Annotated in this window: 10 protein-coding genes and 1 other RNA gene; 6 read left to right on the top strand and 5 right to left on the bottom strand. The window is 67.4% G+C overall.

Features of this window, described 5'->3' with window-relative positions; genetic code table 11:
* Both AC1DT6_RS21160 and AC1DT6_RS21165 read right to left on the bottom strand, forming a co-directional pair.
* Positions 1 to 1,393: DNA polymerase III subunit gamma/tau (locus AC1DT6_RS21160; RefSeq protein WP_477114877.1), on the bottom strand; the 1,393-nt coding region annotated here is incomplete at its 3' end.
* A gap of 83 nt (positions 1,394 to 1,476) precedes the next feature.
* Complete coding sequence (locus tag AC1DT6_RS21165) at positions 1,477 to 3,975, bottom strand: adenosylcobalamin-dependent ribonucleoside-diphosphate reductase (RefSeq protein ID WP_477114878.1); 2,499 nt, start codon at positions 3,973 to 3,975, stop codon at positions 1,477 to 1,479.
* Positions 3,976 to 4,157: 182 nt separating this feature from the next.
* Between AC1DT6_RS21165 and ffs the strand changes: the two genes are divergently transcribed.
* Positions 4,158 to 4,256: signal recognition particle sRNA small type (gene ffs / locus AC1DT6_RS21170), an RNA gene on the top strand.
* Between the two features lie 251 nt (positions 4,257 to 4,507).
* Here the strand turns inward: ffs and AC1DT6_RS21175 are convergent.
* The 3 genes from AC1DT6_RS21175 to AC1DT6_RS21185 form a co-directional block, all read right to left on the bottom strand.
* Positions 4,508 to 8,134 (bottom strand): UvrD-helicase domain-containing protein, encoded by a 3,627-nt coding sequence (locus AC1DT6_RS21175; protein ID WP_441637116.1) that lies wholly within the window; start codon positions 8,132 to 8,134, stop codon positions 4,508 to 4,510.
* On the bottom strand, positions 8,131 to 11,064 hold the full coding sequence (locus tag AC1DT6_RS21180; protein WP_477114879.1) for a PD-(D/E)XK nuclease family protein: 2,934 nt from the start codon (positions 11,062 to 11,064) through the stop codon (positions 8,131 to 8,133). The genes AC1DT6_RS21175 and AC1DT6_RS21180 overlap by 4 nt, the downstream gene beginning before the upstream one ends.
* A 122-nt stretch (positions 11,065 to 11,186) precedes the next feature.
* Positions 11,187 to 11,453, bottom strand: a complete 267-nt coding sequence (locus AC1DT6_RS21185) for a hypothetical protein (RefSeq protein ID WP_035868090.1) — start codon at positions 11,451 to 11,453, stop codon at positions 11,187 to 11,189.
* Positions 11,454 to 11,968: 515 nt separating this feature from the next.
* Here AC1DT6_RS21185 and trxA point away from each other — a divergent pair.
* The 5 genes from trxA to AC1DT6_RS21210 all read left to right on the top strand — a co-directional run bounded on the left by trxA (position 11,969) and on the right by AC1DT6_RS21210 (position 17,271).
* Positions 11,969 to 12,295 carry a thioredoxin TrxA gene (gene trxA, locus AC1DT6_RS21190; protein ID WP_010814265.1) on the top strand — a complete coding sequence of 109 codons (327 nt, stop codon included), beginning with the start codon at positions 11,969 to 11,971 and terminating at the stop codon, positions 12,293 to 12,295.
* A 190-nt stretch (positions 12,296 to 12,485) separates the two neighbouring features.
* Positions 12,486 to 13,748 (top strand): transcription termination factor Rho, encoded by a 1,263-nt coding sequence (gene rho, locus AC1DT6_RS21195; protein ID WP_035868076.1) that lies wholly within the window; start codon positions 12,486 to 12,488, stop codon positions 13,746 to 13,748.
* A 183-nt stretch (positions 13,749 to 13,931) separates the two neighbouring features.
* Positions 13,932 to 14,783: a M90 family metallopeptidase gene (locus tag AC1DT6_RS21200; RefSeq protein ID WP_441627416.1), complete on the top strand. Its 852-nt coding sequence runs from the start codon at positions 13,932 to 13,934 to the stop codon at positions 14,781 to 14,783.
* A gap of 183 nt (positions 14,784 to 14,966) precedes the next feature.
* Entirely contained in the window at positions 14,967 to 15,230 is a 264-nt protein-coding gene (locus AC1DT6_RS21205; protein WP_017225511.1) for a type B 50S ribosomal protein L31, read from the top strand.
* Positions 15,231 to 15,483: 253 nt separating this feature from the next.
* On the top strand, positions 15,484 to 17,271 hold the full coding sequence (locus tag AC1DT6_RS21210) for an ArnT family glycosyltransferase (protein ID WP_441627419.1): 1,788 nt from the start codon (positions 15,484 to 15,486) through the stop codon (positions 17,269 to 17,271).
* Positions 17,272 to 17,299: the final 28 nt, after the last annotated feature.

The raw sequence follows: 17,299 nt of genomic DNA on the forward strand, positions 1-17,299 counted from the left end.
CGGYCAGCGCGGCGCGGGCGGGCGACATCGGTGCGCCGCCTGCGGCAGCGGGCGCGGCCATTGGCGCAGTGGCTACCGGGGCCGGCGCGGGCGCTACGGGCCTGGACGCAGCTTGTTGTGCCTGGACTGGCTCGGGATCGGGCCGCACCGGCGCAGCCGGACGCAGGGCGGGAGCGGCCGGAACGACAGCGGCAGCGGCATCCGCGGCAACCCGGCCCGCCGGCGCGGCAGCGCCGCGCGCGCGCGGCGCCAACTGGCCGCCACCCTGTCCACCCGCCACGGGCGCGGGACTCGCCGACGGGCGAAAGGCCAGCATGCGCAGCAGCGTCATGGTGAAACCAGCGTACTCGTCCGGCGCCAGCGCCAGTTCGCTACGGCCAAGATTGGCGATCTGATAGAACAACTGCACTTCCTGCGCATCGAACGCAGCGGCAAAGCGGCGCACTTCCGCCGCTTCCGGCCATTCTTCCTGAACCGAGGCGGGCACCGCCTGGGCCAGCGCGATCTTGTGCAGCAGCGAAGCGAGATCCTGCAAGGCCCCGGCAAACGACAGGCTGCGATCGGCCATGCCGTCGGCCACGCCCAGCATGGCGGCGCCATCCTCGGCTGCCAGCGCATCCAGCAATTGCACCAGGTAGCTCTGGTCGATGGCGCCCAGCATGCCGCGCACGGCGGCCTCGGACACCTGGCCGGCACTGTAGGCGATGGCCTGGTCGGTCAGCGACAGCGCGTCGCGCATCGAGCCATGGGCGGCCTGGGCCAGCAGGCGCAGCGCATTGGCTTCGCGCACGATGCCCTCCTCGCCCAGCACGTGGTCGAGGTGGCTGACGATATGGCCGGGCGGCATCTGCTTGAGGTTGAACTGCAGGCAGCGCGACAGCACCGTCACCGGGATCTTCTGCGGGTCGGTGGTGGCCAGGATGAATTTGACGTGCGCGGGCGGCTCTTCCAGCGTCTTCAGCATGGCGTTGAAGGCGTGGTTGGTCAGCATGTGCACTTCGTCGATCATGTAGACCTTGAAGCGCCCCGCCGTCGGGGCGTACACCGCCTTGTCGAGCAGGGAGGCCATCTCGTCGACGCCGCGGTTGGAGGCGGCGTCCATCTCGATGTAGTCGACGAAGCGCCCGCTGTCGATCTCGGTGCAGGCCTTGCACACCCCGCAAGGCTGCGCGGTGATATCGCCGTTACCATCCGGCCCGACGCAGTTCAGCGCCTTGGCCAGGATCCGGGACAGCGTGGTCTTGCCGACGCCCCGCGTGCCGGTGAACAGGTAGGCATGGTGCAGCCGCTGTTGCTCCAGCGCGTGCGTGAGCGCGCGGACCACGTGCTCCTGGCCGACCAGMGTGGTGAAATCCCGGGGGCGCCATTTGCGCGCTAGCACTTGATAACTCATGGCGGCGATTGTAGCAAAAGGCGGCCGTCCTTCAGGCAGGATTCACGGGACCGGCGCGATCCAAACCGCCGGCCCCCGCGCCGCTAGCCGCATTCGCCGACATAGCCGCAGTTGGCGCACTTGGCGCAGCCATCGACCTTGTGCAAGGCATGGGCGCCGCATTCCGGACAAGGCTTGCCCGAACCCAGCCCCAACCCTGTTGCCGGCGCGCCGCCAGCACTGACCGCCCCGGCCGGGACCCTGCCGCCGGCACTGCCACTGTCCGGCCCTTCCATCCCGGCCAGGCGGGCGGCAAGCGCCGCCACCGGCACCTGGGCACCGTCGGCGTCGAGAAAGCCCCGCTTGATCAGGATGCGTTGCAGGGCATAGCCGATCGCCGCTACCTCGGAATCATGGAAGCGCGGCACCTCGGTGCCGTCCTGGCGGTTGAGCACGCCGTAACGCACCGTGCCCTTGTCCCACACCACATTGCGCATGTCCGCCAGCGCCTTGGCGATCGATCCGCCCGAACGCGCCACCATCGACAGCAGCCGCATGGTGGAGGTGATCCACTGCTGGCCGTCGTTGCGCTGCCCGGCCGGCATGAAAAATTCCACCGGACGCTCCACCGCCACCGGCTTGCCGTCGAGCAGCCCCGCCACGCGCATGAAGTTCACGGTCAGGTAGACCGTCTTGTGGCCCTCATAGGTCATGTACTCGACCTTGGAGGTCACCCCTTCGAGATCGCCCACCGGACGGCTCTCGAACGGCTTTCGCAGGGGGTCGTCGGTTGTTGCCACCGCGGCGGGGACGGCCGGCGGCGGCGTCACCGACAGCACCGCCCCCAGCACGCTGTTGGGGCGGTAGGTGGCAAGTCCCTTCAGCCCGGCCCGCCAGGCTTCCAGGTAGAGGTTGCGGAAGGCCTCATAGGGATAGTCCTCAGGCACGTTGACGGTCTTGCTGATGCTGGTATCGATAAAGGGCTGCACCGCCTCCAGCATCTTCATATGATCGAGCGCCGACATCTGCAGCGCCGTGACGAAACTGTCCGGCAGTTGCGCCATATCCCCACCCAGGTGACGATAAAGGCGCCAGGCATGGTCGGCTACCTCGACTACCTTGTAGCTGTCGTCCGCCATGCGCTTCTTGCGGTTATAGGTCCAGGAGAAGGCCGGCTCGATGCCGTTCGATGCGTTATCGGCAAACGCCAGCGTGATGGTGCCGGTCGGGGCGATCGACAGCAGGTGCGAATTGCGGATGCCATCGCGGCCGATCGCCTTGCGCACGGCTTGCGGCAAGCGCTGCGCAAAACCGCTGGCCAGGTATTCCTTGGCCTTGAACAGCGGGAAGGCGCCCTTCTCGCGCGCCAGTCCGGCCGATGCCAGGTAGGCGGTATCGCGCATGGCCTGCGCAATATGCGCGGCCAGCTCTCGCCCCGGCTCGCTGTCGTAGCGGATGCCCAGCATCACCAGCGCGCTGCCCAGCCCGAGGAAACCCAGCCCGATGCGCCGCTTGGCATGGGCCTCGGCCTGCTGCTCCGGCAGCGGCCAATAGGTAACGTCTAGCACGTTGTCGAGCATGCRTACCGCCAGCCGCACCACTTCGGCGAATCCTTCGAAATCAAAGCGGCTGTCCGCGCCGAAGGGCTGGCGCACGAAGCGGGTCAGGTCGATCGAGCCCAGGTCGCAGCAGCCATAAGACGGCAGTGGCTGCTCCGCACAGGGATTGGTCGCCTCGATGCGCTCGCAGTAATAGAGATTGTTGTCGTCGTTGATATGGGACAGGAACAGGATGCCGGGCTCAGCGTGATCGTAGGTGGCCTGCATCACCTGGTCCCACAGCTGCCGCGCCGGCACGCGGCGGTAAACCCACTGGCCGTCGTCGCGCCGGTAGGCGCCGCCGGCAATGGCCTGGGCAGCGGGCTCGGCCTCATGCACCAGCTCGACCTCGCCGCCAGCCTCGACCGCCCGCATGAATTCGTCGCTCACGCCGATCGAGATATTGAAGTTGGTCAGGTCGCCGCGGTCCTTGGCGTGGATAAAGGCCTCGATGTCCGGGTGGTCGCAGCGCAGCACGCCCATCTGCGCGCCGCGGCGCGATCCGGCCGACTCCACCGTGGCGCAGGATGCGTCGAACACCTTCATGAAGGACACCGGCCCCGAGGCGCGCGAGTGCGTGCCCCGCACCAGCGCCCCGGCCGGGCGTATCGCGGAGAAATCGTAACCCACCCCGCCGCCGCGGCGCATGGTCTCCGCCGCCTGCGCCACCGCAGTGTAGATGCTGGGCTTGCCGCCGCCCGGCTCCGATACCGAATCGCCTACGGGCTGCACGAAGCAGTTGATCAGCGTGGCCTCGATGCGAGTGCCTGCCGCGGAGTTGATGCGCCCGGCAGGCACGAAGCCCTGCTCCTGCGCCCACAGGAAACGCTCGGCCCAGTGCTCGCGCTGCGACTCTGGTTCGGCCTCGGCCAGCGCGCGCGCCACGCGCAGGCGCACGTCGGCGGCGGTGGCTTCCGCGCCCTTGGCGTACTTCTCCAGCRAGACTTCGGTGGAGATGTCCTGGGGCGGCAGCGTGGTACGGAGCATCTGTTCGTTGGCATTCATCGCAGGTCTCGCTGGTGTCACGGTTGCCATATCCGCCAGCCGGGCCGCGTTGCGTCCCGACGCTGGCGGCTAGCGCGTTTTCGTCCTTGCACGCCCTGGCGTTGCCTGGGCCATGCGCTTTACTCAATCAATTTCGCGGGAAATCTGCCCGATCCGTCCGCTCTGGGTTACAATGCCGACCGGACGGGCCTCCTCGCATGGCGGCGCGGTCAACCTGGTCAGGTCGGGAACGAAGCAGCCACAGCCGTTTTCCGCCAGTGCCGAGGGTCGGGCTCGTCCCCCTAACATTCCCCAGTCGTATCCGCAGCATCCCCCCGCATCATCGCGCTTTCTTGCCGCATGTGCATCAAGCACTTGCGCCAGGCGCCGATCGTCCGCTGGTTACAATCCGCCTTCAGCAGAATATTCCCGCACGGCAGTCCGGCCGCGTCGAGTCCGCGGCTTGGGAGCCAGTTTCATCCCCCGTGCCCGCGCCGCCGACGTTAGCTATTCTGCCGCGCCTCCCCCGCCCTTGCCATGATCCAGGACATACCTAGAACAGAGAACCCTGGCGTTCCGTCTGCAGCGCCTGCGCCGCAATCCACTCCCCGTCAGCCGTGGCCACGCCAGCCTCGACCGCCCGCCCAGGGAACATCGGCCTGACCGCCGCCACATAACGCGCAAGCTGCTGCGCGTAGGCGGCGTGCTCCTGCGGCAGCAGGCGCAACTTGTAATCGATGATCACCACCCGGTCGGCGAACTCCACCAGACGGTCGATCCGCAGCAGGCGGCCGCGCGCATCGTAGAGTTCAACCTCGTTGCGCGCGCTGATGGCCGCTTGCGGGAACAGCAGCGCCCGCAAGGCCGGGGCCTCCAGCATCAGGCGCGCTGCCTCGACGGCGGCATGCGCCTGGTCCCGCCACAGCACGCGCGCCTGCGCGGTGCCGGCCCCGGCCAGCGGGAACCAGCGCATGACCACCTCGGGTTCGGGCAGCCCCTCGAACGCCTCGGGGTAACGCGTCACACGTTCCAGCAGCGCGTGCAGCAATTCGCCATGGCGAGCCGCGTCGGCATCGAACACGATGGCATGGCCATCCTCGCTCGGGCTCGCACCTTGCTCCGCCGCCTCGTCTTCCCACTCCAGCACCGGCGCCAGCGTCTCGGCCGCCTCGCGGTAACGCTGGCGAAAATCCGTATAGCGCACGCGCGCGTCGTTGCCTGACGCGGCGCCCGCCACGTCCTGCGCGCTGGCCGGCGGAAAGGGATCGACTTCCTCGCCGACCCTGGCTGACAACAATCGCGCATACCAGCTTCCCGCGATCTCGCGATTGCCTTCGCCGCTGTCGGCGCTGCGCGACGCGCGTCCCTTCACGCCGCTCACCAGCAAGCCCTGGCGCGCGCGCGTCATCGCCACATAGAGCAGGTTCCAGTTCTCGCGCTCGGCCAACGCGGCCTCGGCCTCGAACAAGGGCGCGCGTGCCAGCCCGCGCGTGCTGCGCTTGCCATACGCCGAGAAATGCACCGGCACGGGCGACGACGGCGGCCAGTCGATCAGGATGCCGCCCCGGTCAGCGGCGGCATCGCTGTGGTTTGCGTCCAGCAACACGACGAACGGGGCCTCCAGGCCCTTGGCCGCATGCACGGTGAGAATGTGGACCGCGTCCTGTGCGTTGTCGGCGGCGTCGGCATCGGCTTCGCCCTCGGCATCCTCGGCGTTGTCGGCCATGCCGCCTTCGTCCGGGCTTTCGCCTTCTTCGCCGCGGCGGATTTCCTGCAGTTCGTCGATGAACTTCGGCAAGCTCGGGTAGCGGCCGCCGTCAAGATCGAGCGAAAGCTTCAGGAAGGCATCGAGGTTCGCCAGCACCTGGTCGCGGATCTCGGCAGGCGCGGCTTCGGCATAGCGGCGGCGTACTTCGCCGCCGTGGTAGATATGGTCGATCAGGTCATGCACCGGGCGATGCGGCGCCACTTCCTGCCAGTGGCGCAGCCGCGCGATGCCGTCGCGCAGCGCGGGGCTGCTGTACTCGGGCAGCCCTTGCTCCATCAGGCAGGCCCACCATCCCGGCCGCGGCTCGCGCGCCTGAGTCATCTGCGCGATAGCAATCAGGTCTTCGTCAGTGGCGCCCACCAGCGGGCTTTTCAGCACATGGGCCAGGTCCAGATCGGATTCCGGCGTCATCAGGAAGGCCAGCAGCGCCGACAGGTCGAGCGCTTCGAGCGTGGCCAGCAAGCCGCCCCGGCGCGGGCTCAGGCACGGGATGCCGGCCTCGCGGAAGGCGCGTTCGTATTCCGCCAGATGGGTCTTGCGGCGCACCAGCAAGTGCATGTCGCTCCAGCGCGCGGGCCGCGGGCCATCGCTATCGGCGACCGGCACGGTGGCGCGGATATGCCGCAGCCAGGCGGCCACGCGCCTGCCCTCTTCGAGCCGCAGCGAATCGCCCTCATGCTGTCGCGGCTGGGTGAGCGTATCGCGGTGCGTTGCGGCTTTCGGGACGGCCTCGCCGGCTTCATCGGTGGCTTCGCCCTCCGGCGTAGCGGGGTTGCCCCCCGCCTCTTCCTCGGGCTCGACCAGTGGCAGCAGCCACACCGGCCCGCCCGGCTCGCCGAGCGCGGTAGTCTGCGTCTCGAACAGCGGATAGCGGCCGTCGGCACGCGCGGCATCGAACACGGCGTTGACCCAGTCCAGCACCTCGGGGCGATTGCGGCGGGTCCGGTTGGTGCGCAGCACGGTGGCGCCGAAACCGGACTGCAGCATCTCGCTGGCGGTCTGGAACAGACGCGCATCGGCGCGGCGGAAGCGATAGATCGATTGCTTGGGGTCGCCCACCAGAAACACCGTAGGCCGCTCGCCCAGCCCCGCGTAGCCGGCCAGCCAGCCCTGCAGGATTCGCCATTGCAGCGGGTTGGTGTCCTGGAACTCGTCGAGCAGCAGGTGGCGGTAGCGTGCATCGAGCCGGACCTGCAGGTAGGTGGCGGTCTCTTCATCGCCCATCAGCCGCGCGGCCAGCCACTCCAGGTCGGCGAAGTCCATCGCGCGCTGCTCGGACTTGTGGTGCTGGTAGCGTGTCAGCAGCGCATCGCCCAAGTGGTAGAGCGCAAGGTTGACCGCCAGCACCGCAGCCTCGCAACGGCGCTGCGCCACCTGCTCCAGCGCGGCGCACATCTCGCCGTGCTCGGCCAGGAACGCGTCGACCATCGCCTCGCCGCCCAGCGCCTTGGTCAGCGCCGCGGTGGCACGCAGCGAGCGCGGCTTGCCCGCGGCAGTGAAGAACGCATCGCGCAGTACCGCGAAAGCGCGCTCGGCGGGCTCGCCTCCTGCGGCACCCGCCTCGCGCCAGGCGCGGATCGCCATGATCGCGTCAGCCAGGCGCGTGGCATGCGCCTGCTCGGTCTTGCCGCCCCTGCCCAACTGCGAAGCAAGGCCCTGGCAAGCGTCGAGCCAGCTGTCGTCGGCCAGTACTTCGAGCAGCACGTCGACCTGCGCATCCTCGCCAAGGTCGGCGGCGAGCGCCTGCGCAGGATCGGCACTTTCGCGGAACGCCAGCCACTCGCTGCGCGCGTGGAACATGGCATCAAGCAGCGCGCGCGCCTGGAACTCGCCAATGGCGTCGACCAGCCGCTCGAACGCCGCGCGCAGGTCGGCGTACGGCGGTGTTGCCAGCGCCTGCCAGAACGGCGCCCACGCTTCGCGCTTCATGCGCAGCGCGTCTTCGCGCAGCGTGGCGCCCGGCACGATGCCCGACGCCAGCGGCGCCCCGCGCAGCAGGGTGCCGAACCAGCCGTGGAACGTATCGATGGCCATGCGGCCGGGCGCGGCGAGCACCTGCGCGTGCAGGCCGCGGGCGCGCGGCAGTGCCACGCGTGCCGCATCGGGGGAAAGCCCGCGCTGCGTCAGCGCGGCGATCACCGCCTCGTCATCGTCACGCGCAAGTTGCGCGAGCACTTCCAGCAGGCGCTCGCGCATTTCCTCGGCGGCCTTGCGCGTGAAGGTGATGGCGAGGATCTCGTGCGGCGCCGCGCCAGCCAGCAACAGGCGCAACAGGCGCGCCACCAGCAGCCAGGTCTTGCCGCTGCCCGCGCAGGCCTCGACCACCACCGAGCGGGCGGGGTCGCAGGCCGCGCGAGTGAACTCAGCCTCCGCAATCGGCTCGCCATCGCGCAAATAGGCATGGATGCTCATGCGCGCCCTCCCACCTGTGGCGGCAACGCCGTGCTTTCCCAGAAACCCTTGCGGCACAGGCCGCGGGCCGTGCAATAGGTGCATGCGCTGGCATCGCCGAAAGCCGGCAGCGGCGCGTCCCGGCGCAAGCGCATCACGTCGGTGCGCAACTGTTGCTCCAGCCAGGCCACCGCGGCGTCGAAGTCAGGCAAGCCAACCTCGCGCTGGGACGCGGGCGGGCCATCCTTCACGCCCTCAAGCGCCACCCAGCTGCCACCGGCAACGTCGGCGCGCAGCAATCCATAGAATGGCAACTGGCAATCCTCTTCCACGTCCCCTACCTTGCGCTTGAGACGCAGCACGCTCTGCGTCTTGTAATCGAGCACCGCGCGGCTGCCATCGCGGGCGCGGTCGAGCCGGTCGATGCGGCCATTGACGCGCAGCGGCTGGCCATCGGGCATGGGCAGGTCGACGGTGGCGTCCAGCTCGCCATCGTCCCAGAACCAGCCTTGCGCCTCGCGTTCAGCCTGCCATGCCACGTAGGAAGGCAGCACTTCACACCAGCGGCGGTAATAGCCGATGGCGTTGCCGTCTTCCTTCATCAGCGCGCCGAACTCGTGGTCGGAAATCTCGCGCAGCCGCGCCAGCCGGGCGTCCTGGTGGCGCAAGCCGTCCTGCGATGCCTCGCGGTGGTAGCGCAACAGCACGCGGTGCAACAGCTCGCCGATATCGCGCTTTTCCAGATCGTCGCTGACGACCTCCAGCCCGGCCAGCCCGAGCATGCGGCCCGCGAAGAACTGGTAGGGACAGCGCCGCAGCATGTTGTACGCCTGCGCGCTCCAGCGCGCAGGCACCAGTTCCGAAGCCGCTGGTGCGGGCATTCCGCCCACCTCGGCGAGGGTCTCGTGCTGCGCGGGCAAGGCACTCGCCTCGATGGGCGCGCCCGCCCGCGAGCACAGCGCGCTGAGGCGCTCGATCCAGCCCGACACGTGCTTGGGCTCGCCGCGCGCGCCAAGGCGTTGCCAGGTCAGCACGACGTCATCGTTATTCAGCAGGACCTCGGCAAGATCGCGCGCCTGCTGTGCAAAGCGCACCTCGCGATCTTCCAGCGCCAGTTCGCGCCGCATCTGGTTGGAGAAGAACATCAGTTCCGCCGCGCTGGAGGGTAGCTGCGTATCGTCGCACCCCACCACCACCACGCCATCGAAGCGCCGCATGCGCGCGCCGTTGAGCGGCAGGATGGTGATGCGCGCGGCGCCGCTGGCCGAGGGCTCCTTGTAAGCGACCGATTCGAGCAAGGCCGACAGCATGGAGCGGAACTCGCCGAGATCGAGCGTGGCGAGCGCGCCTGTCTCGTCCTGAGGCAAGTCGGCAAGGCGCGCCAGCGCGTCGAGCAGCTGGCTGCCCGCATCGTCGGCGGCCAGCGCATTGCGCATGCCGATCACGTCGAGCGTGGCATCGAGCCGCTCCAGCCAGGTCGACACCGGTTTCTGCGCCTTGCCGCGCGGCCAGGCTGCGGCTTCGGCCGCAAGGCACTGCACCAGCTCGCACGCGGCCTGCCGCGCCGCGCGGCGGGCGTCCTGCTCCGCGACATCGCCGGTGCTGGCTTCATCCGCGCTCGCGCGTGATTCGTCCGCGGCGTCCGGCCTGAAGCGCTGCTGCAGGCGGCGCCAGCCGCCACTGATGCCGTCGCGGCGAATCTGCCGCTCCAGCGCGGCGATGGCCGCGCCGCGCAAGGGGAAATGCGGCAGGCAAAACGGGCTCTTGAGCAGGTCGAGCAGGGCCGAGGTATCGCCGTCCTGGTTGAGCAGATCGAACCAGCGCATSAGCGCGGCGGCGGCGCGCGTGGTTGAKAGTTTCCAGCCCGTTTCGTCGCGCACCGGCGCGCCGGCGCGCGCCAGCAAGGCGCGCGCGCGCCGCGCCACCACACGATCGTGCGCAACCAGGGCTACGTGGCGCCGGCCTTCATTGAGCCACTGCACAAGCTGGTCGGCGGCGGCGCCGGCTTCGTCCTCGAAGCGCGCGCTGCCGATCACGCGCACGCGTGGGCGCCCGGCCGGCAGGCCGCGCGGCGCGCGGCGCGGCGCCGCTTCCTGCGCCCCCGGCAACCTGGCCTCCGGCCACAGGGCAAGCAGGGTGTCATACCAGTCGAATGCCCCTGCCGCGGCGTCTTCATCATCCCCGCCAGCATCGAGCGCGTGGCTCTCCGACGGCGTTGACTGCGCCGACCAGTCATAGCCGATGCGGATCACCGGCACGAGCTCGGCGGCCTGCTTCAGGAAGGCGTCCTCGATCGGCGCGGGCGGAGTCGGCCCCAGCCAGATCACCGGCCCCGCCACGTGCTGGGCCAGCCGGTGCAGAACGCGGCGGCGCGCCGGCAGCGGATCGTCCGGGCCCGACAAGGCTTGCCAGAAGGCCATCACGATGCGCGCCTCCTCGCCAAGGAAGCGCGACGACAAATGCGCGTAGGTTCGTTCCAGCGCGCCTTGCAGCAGCGCGGCGCGGTCGTCGCCGTCGATGTCTTCATCGCGGATGGCGTCATCGTCAAGCCAGCGCGCGCTCAGTTCGTCGCTGATGGTCAGCAGCGTCTGCGCCAGCCCCCACGCCGCTGCCTCGGTCTGCGCGCCGAAGGCACGCCGTAACCAGTCCTGCGCGCGGATGGCCTGCTGCACCGCCAGCAGCCGGGCCGCATGGCTGCGCACCGGCACCGGGTCGGGCGGCAGATCGAGCAACCAGTGGCCAAGCGTGAGCACGCGCGGCAGCAGGCGCGGCGCGCCGGCAGCGCGCGCCGCGGCATCCAGCGCCTGCCGCACGCCGGGAATCTGCGCCGCGGTAGGCACTACCACGTGCGCAGCGGCTTGCTGCTCCCCGCAATGGTCGAGAAAATACCAGGCCGAAGCGGCAGCCTGCGGCAGGAAGTCGGGGYCGGGACGGAATTGCAGCGAAGTCATGAAGCGAGTGTGGCGGCCGGATCGGAAGTCATGGCGCGCGGCGCGCAGGCACGCACTGCCTGGCCGGCGAGCCGGGCAGCGCGCTCGGGCAACGTGAAAATACGGGAAAACCCCGAGGGTCTTCAGTGGCTGCCGCCCTCCAGACGGGCGCGGATCTCGCGCGCGGTCTCGAGCAAGCCCTGGTAGCCGGAGCGTGCATGCTCGGGAAGGTCGGGGTCACCGACCAGCGCGCCCAATGTCTCGATGATGCTGTACAGAAGACCCTTGGCCGCGCCGCCGGCAATGCTGTTCTGTTCGACCGCGCTATTGATGTGATCCAGCGCGTCGCTCAGGTGTCCCACTTCGGGCGGCTGTTGCGGATCGGGCTTGGAAGGGGTGTCGGGCGTCATGGTCGATTTGCCTTGTCTGTTGCGCGGGAAGGCGCCGGGCGCAAGGCCTGGCGCATGTTTATATTCTACGCGCCCCGGCGCGCCGCACATTCGCGAACACGCAAGGGAGCGCTCGGGCCATGCGGCACCAAAGCGAAGTGTCCGATAAATCATACGCCGGCCGCGCCGCATCGGCCTTTGCCGCAGCCCCCGATTGAGAAAAGCTCTCGCCCCGATTAATAGAATCACTCAACAGGGCCAGCCTTCCGGGGCAGAATGCCCCCATGCTTCGCCGCACAAAAATGTCTTTCCCCGCCGTGTTCGGCAACGCACCGTGACCTTGACCGGGAAGGTATTGAATTCCCGTCAACTGGTAACATATGAGCAAAACTCGCCTTTCCGTGGCGTGCCCGTCGCTCGGGCCCGCACGCACCGGGTGATGCGCCTGCCTACGGGTATGCGCAAACTCGTGTAATGTAGCGGTTCGGCAAATCCCGCCTTCAAATCAAACAGAGCGAAACCAGAGGTTTTCCGCCATGAGTGAACAAATCAAGTATGTGAGCGACGCCTCCTTCGACGCCGACGTGCTCCAGTCCGACAAGCCCGTCCTGCTCGACTTCTGGGCCGAATGGTGCGGCCCGTGCAAGATGATCGCCCCGATCCTGGACGAAGTGGCCAAGGACTACGGCGACAAGCTGCAGATCGCCAAGATCAACGTCGATGAAAACCAGCAAGTGCCGGCCAAGTTCGGCATCCGCGGTATTCCCACGCTGATCCTGTTCAAGAATGGCGCGGTTGCCGCGCAGAAGGTCGGCGCGCTGTCCAAGTCGCAACTGACCGCTTTCCTCGACGGCAATCTGTAAGTCGCTAGCCCGGGGCGAGGTGCCGCCAGGCGCCGCCCCGGTTGTAGCCACAATCCGACGTCCGTGCGCCAGTCCTGGCGCACCGTCCGGATTGTGCTAAGATGGCACCAACAACTTCCCCGAGCGTTCGCTCATTTCTTCCCCCTTCCTTTAGGTCCAGCCCGTCCGGGCGCCTCTGTACCCCTCGTCTATGCACCTGACAGAACTCAAATCGCTTCACGTGTCTGCGCTTCTCGAAATGGCCGCGACCCTCGAGATCGACAATGCACAACGGATGCGCAAACAGGAGCTGATGTTTGCGATCCTGAAGAAGCGCGCCAAGCTGGGCGAAACCATCTTCGGAGACGGCACGCTGGAAGTCCTGCCGGACGGCTTCGGCTTCCTGCGCTCGCCCGAGACCTCCTACCTGGCAAGCACGGACGACATCTACATCAGCCCTTCGCAGATCCGCCGCTTCAATCTGCATACCGGCGATACGATCGAGGGCGAAGTACGGACCCCGAAGGACGGCGAGCGCTATTTCGCGCTGGTGAAGGTGGACAAGGTCAACGGCCAGGCGCCTGAAGCGGTGAAGAACCGCATCATGTTCGAGAACCTGACGCCGCTGCACCCGAACCGGCCGCTCACGCTCGAACGCGAAATCCGCGCCGAGGAAAACATCACCGGCCGCATCATCGACATGATCGCGCCGATCGGCCGCGGCCAGCGCGCGCTGCTGGTGGCATCGCCAAAGTCCGGCAAGACCGTGATGCTGCAGCACATCGCCCATGCGATTGCCAACAACCATCCGGAAGCCGACCTGTTCGTGCTGTTGATCGACGAACGGCCGGAAGAAGTGACCGAAATGCTGCGCTCGGTGCGCGGCGAAGTGGTGGCGTCGACCTTCGACGAGCCCGCCATCCGCCACGTGCAGGTTGCCGAAATGGTGATCGAAAAGGCCAAGCGCCTGGTCGAGCTCAAGCGCGACGTGGTGATCCTGCTGGACTCGATCACCCGCCTGGCACGCGCCTACAACACGGTGGTGCCGGCTTCGGGCAAGGTGCTGACCGGCGGCGTGGACGCCAACGCGCTGCAACGCCCCAAGCGTTTCTTCGGCGCCGCGCGTAACCTGGAAGAAGGCGGCTCGCTGACCATCATCGCCACCGCGCTGATCGAAACCGGCAGCCGCATGGACGACGTGATCTACGAAGAATTCAAGGGCACCGGCAATATGGAAGTGCACCTGGAACGCCGCCTGGCGGAAAAACGCGTCTATCCGTCGATCAACCTGAACAAGTCCGGCACCCGCCGCGAGGAATTGCTGATCAAGCCGGATATCCTGCAGAAGGTGTGGGTGCTGCGCAAGTTCATCTCGGATATGGACGAAGTGCAGGCCATGGAATTCATCCTCGACAAGATGAAGGCGACCAAGAACAACGCCGAGTTTTTCGATATGATGCGCAGAGGCGGCTGATCGTTCGCTGTGCCGCGCACGGCTGGTTCGCGCGCTGGTACCGCACAGGAAGGGCGTGCCTCGGCGCGCCCTTTTTGTATTTTTGCACTACGATGCATTGCTTGCCGATGTCCTGACCTGGCTTTGGGTCCCGCGTCCTGCTTCATGCGCGCGCCACCTCGATGCCACACCTGCAGGAGTCCCATGTTCGGCCGACTGAGCCACTTCCTGCGTGCGCGCTCGCGCGTGCGCAAACTCGAGCACTACGCGATCCCCGATGCGCTGTGGGCACACACGGTGGCGAGCCTGCCCTTCGTGCAGCGCTATGGCGCCGCCGACCTCGCCGCCTTGCGCGAACTCGCCACGCTCTTCATCGCCGAAAAGGAATACTCCACCGCGCACAACCTGCCTCTTACCGATGAAATGGTGACGATCGTGGCGGTGCAGGCCTGCGTGCCCATCCTCAGGCTGGGTATCGAGTGGTATCGCGGCTGGCGCGGCATCGTGCTTTACCCTGGAGAGTTCGTCATCCGACGTACCGTCGAGGACGATATCGGGCTGGTGCACGGCGTGGTCGAGGAAGCCAGCGGCGAAGCCTGGGAACACGGCCCGGTCATCCTTTCCTGGCCCGACGTGAAGACCCCGGGCGCCGGCCTGAACGCGCGCCACGCCCACCCGGACGACACCTATAACGTGGTCATCCACGAATTCGCCCACAAGCTCGACATGCTCGATGGCGAGCCCGACGGCGTGCCACCCTTCTCACGCGTACTTCACCCAGGCATCGACCGTGAGCAGTGGGCCGAGACCTTCCTGTCCGAATACGACCGCTTCGCTGAGGCCTGCGACAGGCAATCCGACCATGCCTGGGATCATCCGGAGCGGCTTCCACCCGCGCTACGCGTGATCGACCCCTATGGCTGCGAGGCACCCAGCGAGTTCTTCGCGGTGGCATCGGAAACATTCTTTGTCGAGCCGGTTGGCCTGCGTCGATATTGGCCTGCCCTCTATGACTCGCTGGCGGCGTTCTACCGCCAGGATCCGGGCTCCATGTGACGAAAGGTATATTTTTCGGGGTACTCGCCCGTCCTCCTGCTGGCGCACTCAAATCTTGCCCAGTTTTTTGTTTTTCTGCGATAATCCCGGATTGTCCGTTATCGGCAAGTGGTTCGTTCGCCGCAATACCCGGCAGCAGCGCGGCAAACAACGGACTGGCTACCCAACCTGAAAGGAAACATCATGAAAGAAGGCATTCACCCGAATTATCGCGAAGTCGTGTTCCTCGACGTGTCGAACGACTTCAGCTTTGTGACCCGCTCGACCATCCAGACGCGCGACACGATCACCCGCGACGGCAAGGAATACCCGCTGGCCAAGATCGAAGTCTCGTCGGAATCGCACCCGTTCTACACCGGCACCCAGAAGATCATGGACACGGCCGGCCGCGTCGAGAAGTTCCGCCAGAAATTCGGCAGCAAGCTGGGCAAGGCCGCCGCGAAGTAATTCGCCGCGAGCCCGCTCGCTGCACGGCTTCGGACAAGATGCTCCGGCGCCGCGCACCCAAGCAAAGAGGCAGCATCGGCTGCCTCTTTGCTTTTGCAGCCCTCGCGCGGTTGGCGCCTTTCACGCCAGCGCCAGGCGCACTTCGTCCGATACCATTGCGTATTCCGCCCCGCATCGGCGGTGTCCCATGCGAATGAGCCGGATGTAGCCAACCGGGAGCGCCCGTCCCGGCCGCCCCAAGCCCGACCGATCAATGAGTGCAGCCAAGACTTCCCGTGTCCACCTGACCGCAGCCGCCACCGGCACGCTTCCGCGCGCGCTGTTGCTGGCCATCTGCATCATCTACGGCCTGGCCGGGCTGTTTGGCCGCGACCCGTGGAAGAATGAGGACGCGGCCGGTTTCGGTGTGATGTGGCAACTGGCCACGGGGGGCGCGCAGGACTGGCTCATGCCCAATATCGTGGGCCGCCCCTATGGGGAAGACGGCCCCCTGGTATTCTGGGTCGGCGCCTTCATGATCCGGCTGTTTGGCGGCTGGCTCGGCGCGCCGGACGCGTCGCGCGTGGCCACCGCACTCTTCTACTTCGGCACCTGCGCCCTGATCTGGTACGCCACCTACCTGCTTGGCCGGCGCGCCGAGGTACAGCCCTTTGCCTATGTCTTCGGCGGCCAGCCCAATGCGCGCGACTACGGCCGCACGCTGGCCGACGGTGCCTTGCTGATCTTCCTGGCCTGCGTCGGCCTGGCCATGCGCGGGCACGAGACCACGCCGCAGGTGGGCCAGGTCTGCTTCGTCGCCATGAGCCTGTACGGCATGGTGCGCAGCCTGGACAAACCGGTCCAGGGCGGCATCTGGCTGGGCGTAGGGCTTGGCGCGCTGACCCTGTCCAGCGGCCCGGTCATCCCGCTGGTGCTGCTCGCGTCGATCATTGTCTGCGGCCTGGCTTGCAAGCCTCTGCCCCTGCCGCGCCTGTTGCTGGTGAGCGTGCCGCTGGCACTTGCAATGGTGGCGGCCTGGATGGCCGCCGCCTACTTCGGCGCCACCGACCCCAGCGACGCCGTGACCTTTATCCGCGAGTGGTCGCGCTACGACCGCCGCACCTATGGCGCGCCGAACGCCACCGCGCTCAACTTCGTCGCACGCAACCTGCTGCTGTTCACCTGGCCGGTATGGCCGATTGCCGGCTGGGCCTGGCTGAGCTGGTCGGGGATGCGCCGTGCGCCGCATGTGGCGCTGCCGCTTGCCATGCTGCTGCCGCCGCTGCTGATGCTGTTCCTGCTGCGCCAGCCGGGCGATGTGCAGTTCATCCTGCTGCTGCCGCCGATGGCGGTACTGGCTGCATTCGGCCTGCCTACGCTCACGCGCGCGGCCATCAATGCAATCGACTGGTTCGCCCTGCTGTTTTTCACCATCTTCGGCGGCTTTGTCTGGTTCATGTGGATCGCCAGGACGACGGGCCAGCCGCCGCGCATCGCCGCCAATATCCACCGCCTGCTGCCGGGCTTCCAGGAAGACTTCACTATCCGCGCAGTGGTGTATGCACTGCTGGTAACCGTGGCCTGGATCCTGATCGTGCGCTGGCGGCTGTCGCGCGCACCCAAGCAAATCTGGCGCCCCGTGGTGATCTCGGCCGCCGGCACCACGCTGATGTGGGTGCTGGCGATGACCCTGTGGATGCCATCGATCAACTACGGCAAGACCTATCGCGACGTGGCGCAAGCCGCTTCGATGGCGCTGCCCGCCACTTATAACTGCGTGCAACCGATCCGGATGGGCGATGCGCAACTCGCGTCGTTCGCGTATTTCGGCCATATCCGCTTTGGCGGCCCGGCGGACGCGTGCGACATCCTGCTGCGCCATGATCCGGTCGATTACGGCGAGCCCACCAGCATCTCGCATTTCGAATGGCGGCTGATTTGGGAAGGCCGCCGCCCTTCCGACCGCGATGAGCGCTTCCGCATGTATCGCCTGGTTGATATGTCCCGCGTAGCGCCGCCCAAGTCCAGCCCGCCTACGCGCCGGCTGCCCCGCCAACCCTGAGACGGACATAGATGGTTCGACGAGATCG

The sequence above is a fragment of the Cupriavidus sp. 01L45 genome (assembly GCF_056399885.1).

Coding starts and splice junctions, on each gene's coding strand:
- rho (WP_035868076.1), top strand. CDS start 12,486: ATGCACCTGACAGAACTCAAATCGCTTCACGTGTCTGCGCTTCTCGAA.
- trxA (WP_010814265.1), top strand. CDS start 11,969: ATGAGTGAACAAATCAAGTATGTGAGCGACGCCTCCTTCGACGCCGAC.
- AC1DT6_RS21210 (WP_441627419.1), top strand. CDS start 15,484: ATGAGTGCAGCCAAGACTTCCCGTGTCCACCTGACCGCAGCCGCCACC.
- AC1DT6_RS21200 (WP_441627416.1), top strand. CDS start 13,932: ATGTTCGGCCGACTGAGCCACTTCCTGCGTGCGCGCTCGCGCGTGCGC.
- AC1DT6_RS21185 (WP_035868090.1), bottom strand. CDS start 11,453: ATGACGCCCGACACCCCTTCCAAGCCCGATCCGCAACAGCCGCCCGAA.
- AC1DT6_RS21175 (WP_441637116.1), bottom strand. CDS start 8,134: ATGAGCATCCATGCCTATTTGCGCGATGGCGAGCCGATTGCGGAGGCT.
- AC1DT6_RS21205 (WP_017225511.1), top strand. CDS start 14,967: ATGAAAGAAGGCATTCACCCGAATTATCGCGAAGTCGTGTTCCTCGAC.